The sequence below is a fragment of the Citrobacter sp. Cc139 genome, assembly GCF_030334645.1.
GTDB classification, from domain to species: domain Bacteria; phylum Pseudomonadota; class Gammaproteobacteria; order Enterobacterales; family Enterobacteriaceae; genus Citrobacter; species Citrobacter werkmanii.
Map to the genome: position 1 here is coordinate 84,031 of NZ_JAOWDM010000095.1, position 15,537 is coordinate 99,567.

General features: G+C 52.3%; 12 protein-coding genes. 8 read left to right on the forward strand and 4 right to left on the reverse strand.

The features are described 5' to 3' along the window. The first annotated feature begins 135 nt into the window (after nucleotides 1–135). The 8 genes from OGV69_RS23740 (at nucleotide 136) to srsR (ending at nucleotide 9,943) form a co-directional block, all read left to right on the forward strand. Nucleotides 136–2,454 (forward strand): glycoside hydrolase family 18 protein, encoded by a 2,319-nt coding sequence (locus OGV69_RS23740; protein WP_069324810.1) that lies wholly within the window; start codon nucleotides 136–138, stop codon nucleotides 2,452–2,454. Nucleotides 2,455–2,786: 332 nt separating this feature from the next. After that, complete coding sequence (epd, locus tag OGV69_RS23745; RefSeq protein ID WP_038633548.1) at nucleotides 2,787–3,815, forward strand: erythrose-4-phosphate dehydrogenase; 1,029 nt, start codon at nucleotides 2,787–2,789, stop codon at nucleotides 3,813–3,815. Nucleotides 3,816–3,854: 39 nt separating this feature from the next. Then, nucleotides 3,855–5,018 (forward strand): phosphoglycerate kinase, encoded by a 1,164-nt coding sequence (gene pgk / locus OGV69_RS23750; RefSeq protein ID WP_006686863.1) that lies wholly within the window; start codon nucleotides 3,855–3,857, stop codon nucleotides 5,016–5,018. 88 nt (nucleotides 5,019–5,106) lie between these two features. After that, nucleotides 5,107–6,186 carry a class II fructose-bisphosphate aldolase gene (gene fbaA / locus OGV69_RS23755; RefSeq protein WP_038633542.1) on the forward strand — a complete coding sequence of 360 codons (1,080 nt, stop codon included), beginning with the start codon at nucleotides 5,107–5,109 and terminating at the stop codon, nucleotides 6,184–6,186. A 192-nt stretch (nucleotides 6,187–6,378) separates the two neighbouring features. Next, nucleotides 6,379–7,239, forward strand: a complete 861-nt coding sequence (locus tag OGV69_RS23760) for a small-conductance mechanosensitive channel MscS (protein WP_038633539.1) — start codon at nucleotides 6,379–6,381, stop codon at nucleotides 7,237–7,239. A gap of 208 nt (nucleotides 7,240–7,447) precedes the next feature. Beyond that, nucleotides 7,448–8,083, forward strand: a complete 636-nt coding sequence (gene argO, locus OGV69_RS23765; protein ID WP_038642859.1) for an arginine exporter ArgO — start codon at nucleotides 7,448–7,450, stop codon at nucleotides 8,081–8,083. Nucleotides 8,084–8,176: 93 nt separating this feature from the next. Continuing rightward, a complete protein-coding gene (locus tag OGV69_RS23770; RefSeq protein WP_003027002.1) occupies nucleotides 8,177–8,923 on the forward strand; it encodes an oxidative stress defense protein in 747 nt (248 codons plus the stop codon). 123 nt (nucleotides 8,924–9,046) lie between these two features. Further along, nucleotides 9,047–9,943: a LysR family transcriptional regulator SrsR gene (gene srsR / locus OGV69_RS23775; protein WP_038633537.1), complete on the forward strand. Its 897-nt coding sequence runs from the start codon at nucleotides 9,047–9,049 to the stop codon at nucleotides 9,941–9,943. Here the strand turns inward: srsR and scpC are convergent. From scpC to scpA, 4 genes are read right to left on the reverse strand one after another with little or no spacing between them, the layout of a single operon-like run. Further along, a complete protein-coding gene (scpC, locus tag OGV69_RS23780) occupies nucleotides 9,940–11,424 on the reverse strand; it encodes a succinyl-CoA:acetate CoA-transferase ScpC (protein WP_486858261.1) in 1,485 nt (494 codons plus the stop codon). The two genes, srsR and scpC, sit on opposite strands and share 4 nt — an antisense overlap. A gap of 6 nt (nucleotides 11,425–11,430) precedes the next feature. Continuing rightward, nucleotides 11,431–12,216, reverse strand: coding sequence for a methylmalonyl-CoA decarboxylase (gene scpB / locus OGV69_RS23785; protein WP_069324811.1), 786 nt, complete (start codon nucleotides 12,214–12,216; stop codon nucleotides 11,431–11,433). 10 nt (nucleotides 12,217–12,226) lie between these two features. Next, entirely contained in the window at nucleotides 12,227–13,222 is a 996-nt protein-coding gene (meaB, locus tag OGV69_RS23790) for a methylmalonyl Co-A mutase-associated GTPase MeaB (protein ID WP_038633531.1), read from the reverse strand. Further along, nucleotides 13,215–15,359: a methylmalonyl-CoA mutase gene (gene scpA, locus OGV69_RS23795; RefSeq protein ID WP_069324812.1), complete on the reverse strand. Its 2,145-nt coding sequence runs from the start codon at nucleotides 15,357–15,359 to the stop codon at nucleotides 13,215–13,217. Before scpA ends, meaB begins: the two co-directional genes overlap by 8 nt. Nucleotides 15,360–15,537 lie beyond the last annotated feature (178 nt).

Sequence of the window (15,537 nt, forward strand, 5' to 3'; positions counted from 1 at the left end):
ATATTATGAATGCCTTTTGGTAATTCACTTAATATCTACATTGGTTTTTAATGATGTGTTTTGTTACTCTCAATTAAGTTGTTCACTAGTAATATATTTCCATTAGCATCATCAATAAACCAATAAGGATATTGTATGAAATTATCACCATCAATAATTGCGATGGCGGTGTCGGCATGTTTGCTCTCTACAAATGCGCTGGCGGCGTTAACTGCGAATGACGATACAAATAAGATTGAAGGCACGTATAGTAATTCTCTTATGCGGTCCACTGACAATGGTGAAAGTTGGCTGGAGCTTGTAACAAGTGATGGAACCAGTGCGGGGACAAATAACGATTTTCCCGGCACAGAAACGGTTGTTGTCGCCAACAAACTTGCCGATGTTATGGCGACGCCACTGTATGATTCAACGCAAAGCTATGGCACGCCGAATACCAAAGTACGTTATAACGGCTATTACTGGACCAACCAATGGTGGGCGAACCCAGGGGAAATTCCTGGCAGTAACTCGGTATGGTTAAAAGGGGCGGCGACCAATCTGGAAGCCAACGTTATTGATACTTACAATTTTACGCCGTGGCAGGGTCAGCAGGCTGAAGAGTATCAGACACAGCAAAAAGAGAAAGTCGCTAAGCAGTCGCGAATTTATGGTTATTATCCGGAGTGGGGAGTCTATGCGGCGCATAACTATTTTACAACGGATAAAATCGCCTGGGATCTCATAACGCATATTACCTACGCTTTTGGCGTGGTAGAAAATGGCGTTGTGGTCACCCATGATACAGAGAAAGGTCCGACGTTAATGAAAGAAATTGCCACCGCCAGCAAACAGGCAGGGGTGAAAAATATTCTTTCTGTGGGTGGGTGGACTAACTCAGAGGAAGGCGTGTTTGAATCAGCAACATCTACGCCTGAAGGTGTCGAGAAACTTGCACAAAGTATTGTTGACTACGTCGTAAAATGGCAATTCGATGGGGTTGATATCGACTGGGAATATCCCGATACCGATGTTGAAAAAACGCAGTTCACCAATTTGATTACCAGCTTACGTAATAAACTGGATGTACTGGGCAAGCAAAACGATATTTACTATCAACTCTCCGCTGCCGTGACGGTAAACCATAATAATATGGCCTATATCAATCCGGCGGTAACGGCACCGTTACTCGATTCTGTCAACGTGATGGCGTATGACATTCACGGTGCATTTGATGCCATTACGGGCCATAACGCCCCGCTGTATGCCAATAGTCAGGATGAAGATCAGAAACTTAACGTCTCTTCGGCAATGAACGAATATGTTAACACTTGGGGTGTGGCTAAAAATAAACTGACCATGGGGGTTCCTTTCTACGGTCGTGGTTGGGGTAACGTTGAACCCACTGAAATCGTGAAGGGCTTGCCGGGACTTTTTGCTGCAGGAACCGCTACCGTCCACGGCGCATGGGATGATGAAGATCAGTACACTGGGACGAATCCGTTCTATGTGCTGCAGGAGAAAATTGCCAGCGGGGACTACACGCGGTACTGGGATTCGGAGTCTCACGTTCCCTATCTTTATAACGCAAAAACCAAAGAATTCCTGACCTATGATGATGAAGCCTCAATTACTGATAAGGTTAATTACATTAAAGATCAAGGAATTGGCGGGGCTATCATCTGGGATATCAGCGGTGATACCAGCGATCACACGCTGGGTAAAATCGTTGCTACATTAAAGTCTTCAGATAGTGGTGACGGCGATGACGATGGTGATGATAGCGATAGCACTCACGTTGTGTCGTATCTTTCCTTAGATCGTGGCGCTAAGAAAGGATTGTCTTACGATGGTGATACGGCGATGTTCACTGTGTATCCTGGCATTTATGCGGAGATGCCAGTGACGGAATTCCAAAGCGGCGTCTTTGATATGCGTCTTAACAATGTTTCTATCGCAAAAATTAATAAGGGTATCGTCGAAAACGGGGCTTTTTCAATCGATGGTCAGATTGCTAAGATCATCAGTAATGATGCGACGATGAAAGAAGGTGATGTCGTTTCCATCGTTCGTCAGGATGGCGAACAGGAGTATGTTGACGCCTCAAAAACAGTGAACCAGGAGATGCTTGGCAATGCGGTACTTGATACCAGCACCCAGTTAAGAGCTGTTTACATCGCACCTGCTAACGGAATTACCTATACTATTCAACTAAATATGGATGGCTATGCTGACTCACAGTATGATGTTTATCTTAACGACACCTTTGTAGCCAGAGCAAATACCTTAAAAACGGGTAAATGTTCAGCGGAACATATGACCTGTAGCTATTTAGGCGCACAGCGGATTTGGTACATCACCGATGCCAGCATTTCAGTTCAGCAGGATGACACCATCAAAGTGTATCATGTTGTAGACGGCGCGAAATCACTGGTGGCATCGTTGACAGTTCCCCACGGTATTTTCTACTATTAATGACGTAATCCCTCAGTTGCCCGGGAAGCGAATTCCCGGGCATTTTCGTATCAGCCCACCCTTACCAGGCTTTTTGGCTATTCTCAAAACGTGATGGGCGCGTTCTATTATTCCAGCTAAAATGTGACGCAAGTCAGATAACTGCGTTCTGTCGCTGGACAATCATTCCTTTTATTCCGCGTTTCGCTTATTCTAGCTGAAGCGTTTCAGTCGATTAAATGTTCGACAATTAACCAATTAGTCGCAGTTTGCGACAGGTAAGGTTTCCCTGAGCGATTTGCTGCATTACTCTGTCTGCCACATCGTTTCTGAGAAATCCTTGCAGGAGACCTATGACCGTACGCGTAGCGATTAATGGTTTCGGTCGCATCGGACGCAACGTGGTTCGTGCTTTGTATGAATCCGGGCGTCGGGCGGAAATCACCGTGGTGGCAATCAACGAACTGGCGGATGCTGCAGGCATGGCGCATTTGTTGAAATATGACACCAGCCATGGGCGTTTTGCCTGGGATGTTCGTCAGGAACGTGACCAGCTCATCGTTGGTGATGACGCGATCCGCATTTTGCATGAGCGAACGCTCGACGCGCTGCCATGGCGTGAACTGGGTGTTGACGTTGTGCTGGATTGTACGGGCGTCTTCGGTAACCGCGAACACGGCGAGGCGCATATTGCCGCCGGTGCAAAAAAAGTGCTCTTTTCACATCCTGGCAGTCCCGACATCGACGCAACGGTTGTATTTGGCGTTAATCAGGATCAGCTGCGCGCTGAGCACCGAATTGTATCCAACGCCTCCTGCACCACGAATTGTATAATTCCCGTCATTAAATTGCTGGATGATGCTTACGGTATTGAGTCTGGTACCGTTACAACGATCCACTCTGCGATGCACGATCAGCAGGTGATTGATGCCTATCATCCTGACCTGCGTCGTACGCGAGCGGCCAGCCAGTCAATTATTCCGGTTGATACCAAACTGGCGGCGGGTATTACGCGAATTTTTCCGCAATTTAACGATCGTTTTGAAGCGATCGCGGTGCGTGTACCGACCATAAATGTGACGGCGATCGACTTAAGCGTGACGGTGAAAAAACCGGTAAAAGCCAGCGAAGTCAACCAGTTGCTGCAAAAAGCAGCACAAGGTGCATTTCATGGTATAGTTGACTATACGGAATTACCGTTGGTCTCTGTAGATTTTAACCATGACCCGCACAGCGCCATCGTTGATGGTACGCAAACGCGCGTGAGTGGTGCTCACCTGATCAAGACCCTGGTCTGGTGTGATAATGAATGGGGCTTTGCTAACCGTATGCTCGACACAACGTTAGCGATGGCTGCTATTGGTTTCAGGCTCGACGCTTGAGCGTCGACAAAACTTTAAGTATCAACGAGAGGATTCACCATGTCTGTAATTAAGATGACCGATCTGGATCTGGCTGGTAAACGCGTTTTTATCCGTGCCGACCTGAACGTACCAGTTAAAGAAGGGAAAGTAACCAGCGACGCGCGTATCCGTGCTTCCCTGCCGACCATCGAACTGGCCCTGAAGCAGGGTGCTAAAGTGATGGTAACTTCCCACCTGGGTCGTCCTACCGAAGGCGAGTACAACGAAGAATTCTCTCTGCTGCCGGTTGTTAACTACCTGAAAGACAAACTGTCTGCTCCGGTTCGCCTGGTAAAAGATTATCTGGACGGCGTTGAAGTCGCTGCCGGTGAGCTGGTGGTCCTGGAAAACGTTCGCTTCAACAAAGGCGAGAAGAAAGACGACGAAGCTCTGTCCAAAAAATATGCGGCGCTGTGCGACGTATTCGTCATGGATGCTTTCGGTACGGCTCACCGTGCGCAGGCTTCTACCCACGGTATCGGTAAATTCGCTGATGTAGCTTGCGCGGGTCCGCTGCTGGCTGCTGAGCTGGACGCGCTGGGCAAAGCGCTGAAAGAACCGGCTCGTCCGATGGTTGCTATCGTTGGTGGTTCTAAAGTTTCTACCAAACTGACCGTTCTGGACTCCCTGTCTAAAATCGCTGACCAGCTGATCGTTGGCGGCGGCATCGCGAACACCTTCGTTGCCGCTCAAGGCCACAACGTCGGTAAATCCCTGTACGAAGCCGACCTGGTTGACGAAGCTAAGCGTCTGCTGACCACTTGCGACATCCCGGTTCCGACCGACGTTCGCGTAGCGACTGAGTTCTCTGAAACTGCGCCGGCGACGCTGAAATCCGTTAGCGACGTGAAAGAAGACGAGCAGATCCTGGATATCGGCGACGCTTCTGCACAGCAGCTGGCTGAAATCCTGAAGAATGCGAAAACCATTCTGTGGAACGGCCCGGTTGGCGTGTTCGAATTCCCGAACTTCCGTAAAGGTACTGAAATCGTTGCTAACGCTATCGCAGACAGCGAAGCGTTCTCCATCGCGGGCGGCGGCGATACCCTGGCAGCAATCGACCTGTTCGGCATTGCTGACAAAATCTCCTACATCTCCACTGGCGGCGGCGCATTCCTCGAATTCGTGGAAGGTAAAGTATTGCCAGCAGTAGCGATGCTCGAAGAGCGCGCTAAAAAGTAAGCATTTAATGGGCAGGGAAACCTGCCCAATTATTAGCGCGCTTTAGAGCGCGCGCCCTTTCCAAGGCCGAAGATACAGGACTCGCAACATGTCTAAAATTTTTGATTTCGTAAAACCAGGCGTAATCACTGGTGATGACGTACAGAAAGTTTTCCAGGTAGCTAAAGAAAACAACTTTGCTCTGCCAGCTGTTAACTGCGTTGGTACCGACTCCATCAACGCCGTACTGGAAACCGCTGCAAAAGTTAAAGCGCCGGTAATCGTACAGTTCTCCAACGGTGGTGCTTCTTTCATCGCGGGTAAAGGCGTGAAGTCCGACGTGCCTCAGGGCGCTGCAATCCTGGGTGCTATCTCTGGCGCGCATCACGTTCACCAGATGGCTGAACATTACGGTGTTCCGGTTATCCTGCACACTGACCACTGCGCGAAGAAACTGCTGCCGTGGATCGACGGTCTGCTGGACGCGGGTGAAAAACACTTCGCAGCAACCGGCAAACCGCTGTTCTCTTCTCACATGATCGACCTGTCTGAAGAGTCTCTGGAAGAGAACATCGAAATCTGCTCCAAATACCTGGCGCGCATGTCCAAAATGGGCATGACCCTGGAAATCGAACTGGGTTGCACCGGTGGCGAAGAAGACGGCGTGGACAACAGCCACATGGACGCTTCCGCACTGTACACCCAGCCGGAAGACGTTGATTATGCGTACACCGAGCTGAGCAAAATCAGCCCGCGTTTCACCATCGCCGCTTCCTTCGGTAACGTACACGGCGTTTACAAGCCGGGTAACGTGGTTCTGACCCCGACCATCCTGCGCGACTCTCAGGACTATGTTTCTAAGAAACATAACCTGCCGCACAACAGCCTGAACTTCGTCTTCCACGGCGGTTCCGGTTCTACTGCTCAGGAAATCAAAGACTCCGTAAGCTACGGCGTAGTGAAAATGAACATCGATACCGATACCCAATGGGCGACCTGGGAAGGTGTTCTGAACTACTACAAAGCAAACGAAGCTTACCTGCAGGGCCAGCTGGGTAACCCGAAAGGCGAAGATCAGCCGAACAAGAAATACTACGATCCGCGCGTTTGGCTGCGTGCTGGTCAGACAAGCATGATCACCCGTCTGGAACAGGCTTTCAAAGAACTGAACGCGGTTGACGTTCTGTAATTTACGCCGTTCTACGTGACATGAGGCCCGCCAATGCGGGCCTTTTTTATTGCCATTTCAACAGGCTGCTGGCAGAGATTTCTGTGATCTGTTTGGCAAAAATCAGGTTTATTGTTTACTCTTGTCAGATTGCCAGTCCCGGCGGGGCGGCTTTATTTTTTCCCATTTGGGTAAGCAAAAAAGGAATAGTGAATGGAAGATTTGAATGTTGTCGACAGCATAAACGGGGCGGGCACCTGGCTGGTCCGCAATCAGGAACTGCTGTTGAGCTATGCCGTCAACATCGTTGCGGCCATCGCCATTGTTATCATCGGTATGATTGTGGCGCGTATCGTATCAAACACCGTTAACCGTCTGATGGTGTCGCGGAAAATTGATGCAACGGTTGCCGATTTTCTCTCCGCACTGGTGCGCTACGGTATTATCGCTTTCACGCTGATTGCCGCGCTGGGCCGCGTTGGGGTGCAAACCGCCTCCGTGATCGCCGTTCTCGGTGCCGCAGGTTTAGCCGTGGGTCTGGCGCTGCAAGGTTCGCTGTCCAACCTTGCCGCCGGCGTGCTGTTGGTGATGTTCCGTCCGTTCCGCGCGGGTGAGTATGTAGACCTCGGCGGCGTAGCGGGAACCGTACTTAACGTGCAGATTTTCTCTACCACCATGCGTACCGTAGACGGTAAGATTGTGGTGATCCCAAACGGTAAAATCATTGCTGGGAACATCATTAACTTCTCTCGCGAACCGGTTCGTCGTAACGAATTCATTATCGGCGTGGCCTACGATTCCGATATCGATCAGGTGAAGAAAATCCTCACCGATATCATCCAATCCGATGAGCGCATCCTTAAAGATCGTGAAATGACGGTGCGTCTGAATGAGCTGGGCGCTTCTTCGATTAATTTCGTTGTACGCGTCTGGAGCAACAGCAGCGATCTGCAAAGCGTCTATTGGGACGTACTGGAGCGTATTAAGCGCGAGTTTGACGCCAACGGCATCAGCTTCCCGTATCCGCAGATGGATGTGAACTTCAAGCGTGTGAAAGAGAACGCGGCAGAGTAATCTATTTCTGCACCACGGTGCCGGATGGCGCTTCGCTTATCCGGCCTGGTCAGATTTCTATACTGTAGGCCGGATAAGGCGTTAGCTGCTATCCGGCAAAATATCCTCTCATTAATTTCTCTAATCTACGATTAATATTATCAATTTCCGCTAATGATTCTCCCGCGCTATAGTCTGCTCCTAAGAGAAATAGTTCGGGATGAGTAACGTGTTATCTTATTATTTTCAAGGGCTTGCGCTTGGCGCGGCCATGATACTACCGCTTGGTCCGCAAAACGCCTTTGTAATGAACCAGGGCATTCGTCGCCAGTATCACATCATGATTGCATTACTCTGTGCCATCAGCGATCTAGTGCTGATTTGCGCGGGGATCTTTGGCGGTAGCGCCTTGCTGATGCAGTCACCGTGGCTGATGGCGCTGGTCACCTGGGGGGGAGTGGCGTTTCTACTCTGGTACGGTTTCGGTGCGTTAAAAACGGCGATGAGCAGTAATCTGGAACTGGCCAGCGCTGAAGTAATGAAGCAGGGGCGCTGGAAAATCATCGCCACTATGCTGGCGGTGACCTGGCTTAACCCACACGTTTATCTGGATACCTTTGTGGTGTTGGGGAGTCTCGGAGGCCAACTGGACGTTGAACCTAAGCGCTGGTTTGCGCTGGGTACCGTCAGCGCCTCGTTCCTGTGGTTCTTTGGTCTGGCATTGCTGGCGGCCTGGCTGGCACCGCGTCTGCGCACTGCTAAAGCACAGCGTATCATCAATATCTTAGTAGGATTAGTGATGTGGTTTATCGCTTTTCAGCTGGCAAAAGAAGGTGTTACGCATGTTCATGCGCTGTTCAACTAAGTGTTGTCTGATGGACAACGCAGCGAGATCGGCTAAGCTTGCCTGCATGTGCCCTGAGTTTCGGGGTAATTAATGAAACATGGAGGAACGCCCGTGAAGTTCAAAATAATGGCCCTGGCGGCATTAGTCGGATTCAGCGCACTATCGGTACAGGCAAATGAGTTGCCAAACGGACCGCACATCGTGACTTCCGGAACGGCAAGCGTGGATGCAACGCCTGATATCGCCACCCTGGCGATTGAAGTCAATGTTGCTGCGAAGGATGCGGCTTCAGCGAAGAAGCAAGCCGATGAGCGCGTGGCGCAATATCTGTCCTTCCTTGAGCAGAATCAGATAGCGAAGAAAGACATTAGCGCTGCCAACCTGCGCACGCAGCCGGACTACGATTACCAGAACGGCAAAAGCATCCTCAAAGGTTATCGTGCGGTGCGTACCGTTGAAGTGACGCTGCGTCAGCTGGACAAACTCAACGCTCTGCTTGATGGCGCGCTAAAGGCTGGTCTGAATGAGATCCGTTCGGTATCGCTTGGCGTCGCCCAACCGGATGCCTACAAAGATAAGGCGCGTAAAGCGGCAATTGATGATGCAATTCATCAGGCTGAACAGCTGGCGGCGGGCTTTAACAGCAAACTGGGACCCGTTTATAGCGTGCGCTACCACGTGTCCAATTATCAGCCGAGCCCGATGGTACGGATGATGAAAGCAGATGCAGCGCCTGCGGCATCCGCTCAGGAAACCTACGAACAGCCGGTTATTCAGTTTGACGATCAGGTTGATGTGGTCTTCCAGATTGAACCGACGGCGGGGCAGCCGGCAGCCACACCTGCCAAAACCCAGTAATCTTTTCAAACCCGGCCTTCCAGCCGGGTTTTTTCTGTGAGCAACTGTAAAAATGAGATCTCACATCCAGTCTTTTTTTTCGCCGTAATGAGGATAGGCCATAGCGATTTTTAAGGGGACGCTATGGATATTTTTATCTCGAAAAAGATGCGTAATTTCATTCTGCTGGCGCAAACCAATAACATCGCCAGAGCGGCAGAAAAAATCCATATGACCGCATCGCCTTTCGGTAAAAGCATTGCCGCACTGGAAGATCAAATCGGCTATACGCTGTTTACCCGCAAAGATAACAACATCAGCCTGAATAAAGCCGGGCAGGAGCTCTATCAGAAACTGTTCCCTGTTTATCAGCGTCTCTCTGCTATTGATAACGAAATCCATAACGCCTCTCGCCGCTCGCGAGAAATCGTCATCGGCATCGACAATACCTATCCAACGATTATTTTCGACCAGTTGATTAGCCTTGGCGACAAGTACGATGGCGTGACGGCTCAGGCCATTGAATTCAGCGAGAATGGGGTGATCGATAACCTGTTCGATCGGAAACTGGATTTTATTATCTCACCGCAGCACGTTTCCCCTCGCGTGCAGGAACTGGAAAATCTGGCGATTAGCGAGTTGTCTCCGCTGCGTCTGGGGTTTCTCGTTTCCCGGCGCTACGAAGAAAAACAGCCGCATGAGCTGCTACGTGAGCTGCCCTGGCTGCAAATGCGCTTCCAGAATCGCGCCAACTTTGAGGCGATGCTCGATGCTTACATGCGGCCCTGCGGAATTCATCCGACGATTATCTACCGCCCGTACAGCTTTATGGCCAAGATTAGCGCGGTGGAGCGTGGGCAGTTTTTGACGGTGATCCCCCATTTTGCCTGGCGGCTGGTTAACCCCTCGACGTTGAAATATTTTGATGCGCCCGGCAGCCCTATGTATATGCAGGAATTTCTCTATTCGCTGAAAAACCATCGTTATACCGCCACGATGCTTCAGCATATTGCTGAAGATCGTGAGGGTACGGCAAGTTAAACGAGCATCGATCCGGTTTCGATCAGGTTACGATGCAGATCGAACGCATGGCTGAGATCGTGATGGATATGCCCGCCGGGCGCTCGTTCCAGATAACGGTGCAGGTAGTCCCGATACAGAGGATGCGCACAGTTATCGATAATCGTGTGCGCCCGTTGCATCGGGGATAACCCACGCAGATCGGCAATCCCCTGTTCGGTGACGATCACTTTGACGCTATGTTCGCTGTGATCGACATGGCTGCACATCGGTACGATGGTGGAGATTTTCCCGCCTTTGGCAATCGACGGCGCCATAAAGATCGACAGGTAGGCGTTGCGCTCGAAATCGCCGCTGCCGCCAATGCCATTCATCAGGTTCACACCTGCTACGTGTGTGGAATTGGCATGACCGTAGATGTCAAACTCCAGACCGACATTGAGCGCAATGACGCCTAGCCGACGAATGATTTCCGGGTTATTGGAAATCTCCTGCGGGCGCAGCACAATCCGGCTTGCGAAGAAGTCCATGTTGTCATAAATCTTCTGCAGCGATGGGGCTGAAATGGTCAAACTGGAGGCGCTGGCGCCGGTTATCTTGCCCGTTTCCAGCAGATGCACCACAGATTCTTGCAACACCTCGGAATACATCATAAAGGGTGGAATATCCGGGTTCTCGCCCAATCGCGCCATTACCGCGTTGTTGATATTGCCCACGCCGCTTTGTAAGGGCAGGAATTCCGCTGGGATGCGTTTGTGCGCCATTTCCGCCAGCAGAAATGTCACCACGTTATCGGCAATTTGCTGACTGACCGGATTACTCTTATCCGCGGCATTTCCGGCATCGGGCAGTTCGGTATCCACGACCGCGATAATTTTTTTCGGGTCTATCTGCACACACTGGCTGCCCACGCGATCCATGGTGTGAAAAATCGGCACGCTGTTTCGCCGCGGCGGTGCGCCGGGTATCACAATGTCGGCAAACTCCGCCACGCGCGGGTTATGGTAATGATTCAGTTCGATAATCACCTTTTTCGCCCGCAGCAGCCAGGTCGGCGCGTTGCCGATGCCGCTGGAAAGCCAAATCCGACCATCTGGCGCAATGGCGGAGGCTTCAATGACGGCAACATCGATCTCGCCAAAAAAGCCATAATTGACCATTTGCGCCACTTCGCTCAAATGGAGATCGACAAACCTCACCTGGCCCTGATTAATTTTCTCGCGCAGGCCCGATGATGTTTGATAAGGTGCCCGCCAGGAAACGGCATCCGCCGCGGATAGCGCATCATCAGCGGCAGCGCCAATTGAGGCTCCTGTCAGCAGGCGGATTTGAAAAGGTTGCCCGACCTGATGCCGTTCGCAGGCGAGTTGAGCAATTGCGTTAGGTAATGCTTTTGGCGAACCCGCAGGGGTAAAGCCGCTGAATGCCACCATATCGTCGTGCTGGATAATTTCTGCCGCTTCTTCGGCACTCATCCGTTTCATGGCCGTCTCCTTCCTCAGGCGTGATTAATGGCCGACAAAATTGGGTTTACGTTTTTCCATAAACGCGTTCATTCCTTCCTGATAATCCTCGCTGTCGTACACCGCGCGGCGCATGCCCTGAATACGCTCAAATTCGTCTGAGTTCATGGTGTGCGCTTCGCCCAGCACGCGCAGTTCTTCTTTAATGACGGCGATGGCCAGCGGCGCTTTCTCCGAGATGTGGTGCGCCATTTGCAGAGTGAAATCCTCCAGTTCGTCGGCAGGAACCACATGGTTGAGGATCCCAACGGCCATCGCTCGCTGAGCGGTAATCGGCGAGGCGGTAAAGATCAGCTCTTTCACGATGTGGAACCCAGCATCGCGGGTCAGGTTGTGGATGCCGACCAGGTTATACGGTACCCCGAGGTTGACCGGTGTCATCGAGAAGGTAGAGGTTTCAGCGGCGATGATGAGATCGGAACTCATGATCATCTCAAACGCGCCGCCCCAGACGCTCCCCTCAACCATGGAGATCACCGGTTTTGGATATTTCTGGATCATGCGGGTGATCTGGCGCAGCGGATCGTCATAAGAGAGCGGATCGCGACGTCCGGAGGGGAGTTCATGAATATCATGCCCGGCAGAGAACACTTTGGCCCCGCTCGGGGCGCGCAAAATGATGCAGCGAATTTCCGCACGATTAAGATCGCTCAGCGCCTGCATCAGATCGTCGATAAACACTTTGCTCAGCGCATTGAGCTTGCGGGCGTAATTGAACTCAATGACCGCGACTTTCTGGATGATGACTACGTTGACGTATTGATAAGACATAATGTTCTCTTTATTCAAAGTAATGATGCTGGATAAATTCACTGATGTGACGCAGACCGGTACGCGGCGAAAGGTCGTTATTTTTGACGGCCTGCAGTGTCTGCTGGAAATAACGGTCGAAATCAGTCCGGGTAAACAGCAGATGCAAAGCTTCTTCTTCAGCCTGCTTGTGTAACCAGTCCACCGCTTGCTGCTGGCGGACTTTTTCCAGTCGACCGCTGACGGTAAGGCACGTTTTAAAGTCAGTTATCGCCTGCCAAATCTCCTCGATGCCACGTTTTTCCAGGGCGCTACAGGCCAGAACCTGCGGTTGCCACTCGTCATACTTGCGGCGCAGAATATGCAGGGCGGATTCGTACATATGGCGGGCGATGGCAACCTGGTTACGGTTATCACCGTCGTCCTTGTTGATGACGACCAGATCCGCCATCTCCATCAGGCCCTTTTTGATGCCCTGCAAATCGTCGCCACCGCCGGCAATTTGCAGTGAGATAAAGCAATCCACCATGCCGGCGACTTCAGTTTCTGACTGCCCGACGCCGACGGTTTCCACAATCACCACGTCAAAACCCGCCGCTTCGCACAACAGCATTAATTCACGAGCACGCTGGCTGGCGCCGCCTAAATGACCGCTGGAAGGCACCGGGCGAATAAATGCCGATTCTGCGCGGGACAGTTCCGTCATCCGGGTTTTATCGCCAAGAATGCTGCCGCCGCTAACGGGACTACTGGGATCGACCGCAATCACAGCCACCCGTAATCCCCGACGGATCAACAGCATACCGAACGCCTCCAGAAAGGTGCTTTTGCCCGCGCCCGGCGTGCCAGTGATGCCCAGACGCAGCGCGTTACCGGTGAACGGCATTATCGCGTCCAGCAATTGCGTACTCAGTGGCTGGTGGCGCGGGTGGCTGCTTTCAACCAGCGTCATCGCCTGGGCAAGCGTGGCCCGTTCACCGCGCCGCAAGCGTCGGACGGCATCGTCAAGCGTGGCGGCGTTAATCATGATGCTGACTGATCCGGGTCAATACATCGCGGACGCTGTCGAGCATTGGCGTGCCGGGGCCATAAATGGCTGCCACGCCATGCTCGTACAGGAAGGCGTAGTCCTGTGGTGGTATCACACCGCCTGCCACCACGCAGATATCTGCGCGTCCCCAGCCTTTGAGCGCCGTGACAAGTTCAGGGATCAACGTCTTATGCCCTGCAGCCAGTGACGATGCGCCTATGACATGTACATCGTTTTCTACCGCCAGACGGGCGATCTCTTCTGGCGTGGAGAACATCGGACTGAGATCGACGTCGAAGCCGAGATCGGAGTAGGCGCTGGCGATCACTTTCGCGCCGCGATCGTGACCATCCTGGCCCATCTTGGCGATCAGGATCCGAGGTCGGCGACCATTTTCCGCGAGGAACTGTTCGGTTTGCGCAACAATGGCGTCGAACTCATTGGCGGATTTGTCGGACTGGTGATAGCTTTGCGCAATCACGCCGGTGACGCACTGGCTGGGCACCAGATAGCGGTCAAAAGCGGCTTCCAGCGCGTCGGAGATCTCACCGAGCGTGGCGCGAACGCGGGCGGCGTTAACGGCGGCGGCCAGCAGATTTTCATTATGCTGCGCGGCGTGGGTCAGCGCCGTCAGCGCGGCGTTGACGGCATCATTGTCGCGAGTGGCGCGGATATGCTGTAGTGAAGCAATCTGTTCGTTGCGCACCTTCACGTTGTCGATTTCCAGTACCGACGTTTCGTCTTCTTTATCCAGCTTGTACTTGTTCACGCCAACGATGACGCGTTTGCCCTGGTCGATCAGCGACTGCTCGCGCGCCGAAGCTTCTTCGATCATTCGTTTGGGGAGTCCAGCTTCAATCGCCTTCGCCATGCCGCCCGCTTCATCAATTTGTTTAATGATCGTGCGCGCCTGCTTCACGATTTGATCGGTCAATGACTCCACGTAGTACGATCCGGCCAGCGGATCGACGGTGCGGCAGATCTCTGACTCTTCCTGAATAATGATCTGTGTATTACGCGCGATGCGGGCGGAGAAATCGGTGGGCAGACCGAGCGCTTCATCAAAGGCGTTGGTATGCAGAGACTGGGTGCCGCCAAGCGTGGCGCCGAGCGCTTCAATGGTTGTGCGGATCACGTTGTTGTAGGGATCCTGTTCGGTCAGACTCCAGCCGGAGGTCTGGCAGTGGGTACGCAGAGCGAGAGATTTCGGGTTGGTTGCGCCAAAACCGCTGACCGCCTCGCTCCACAAATAGCGAGCCGCGCGCAGCATGGCGACGTTCATAAACAGATCCATGCCGATACCGAAGAAGAATGACAGACGCGGGGCGAAGTCATCAATTTTCAGCCCGGCAGACAGTGCGGCTTTGATGTACTCAATGCCGTCAGCCAGCGTAAACGCCACCTGCTGGACGCAGTTCGCTCCGGCTTCCCCCATGTGATAACCGCTGATACTGATGGTGTTATAGCGCGGCATATTGGCGGAGCACCAGGCGATGATGTCGGCGATGATGCGCATTGAAGGTTTTGGTGGATAAATGTAGGTGTTGCGGCACAGATACTCTTTCAGAATATCGTTCTGGATGGTCCCGGTGAGCTGTTCCGGCGTTACGCCTTGTTCCTCAGCCGCGACGATATAAAACGCCAGGACCGGCAGCACCGCGCCGTTCATCGTCATCGACACCGACATCTTATCCAGCGGGATCTGATCAAACAGCACCTTCATATCTTCGACGGTATCGATCGCCACGCCCGCTTTGCCGACATCGCCCGCCACGCGCGGGTTGTCAGAGTCATAGCCGCGGTGGGTGGCAAGGTCAAAGGCAACGGAAAGTCCTTTTTGTCCGGCGGCGAGGTTGCGGCGGTAAAAGGCGTTGGATTCTTTGGCGGTAGAGAAACCAGCATACTGGCGGATGGTCCACGGCTGCGCGGTATACATGGTGGCGCGTGGGCCGCGCACGTAAGGCGGCAGGCCGGGCAGGGTGCCCGTGACTTCCAGATTATCGAGGTCAGCCTCGGTGTACAGCGGCTTGATGACAATCCCTTCCGCTGTCTGTCTTTCCAGCGACTCAACGGTTTTTTCCCGTCGACTGAGTTCTTTATTGGCAAGTGTTTGCCACTCTTGCACGTTAGCCATTTTTTGCTCCGTATTACGCAATAAGTTGAATCTTTACGAGATACGGTGAGCTTTTTCATTTGGCTTGTCGCCAGCAAAAAATAGCCAACAGCGCGTCGTTTTTTGCCGCGTGGTATGTTTTATTTTGTGATGTATTTCAAAGACGTGGCGGGAATAACATGAAAAAGCGGTAAGAGGG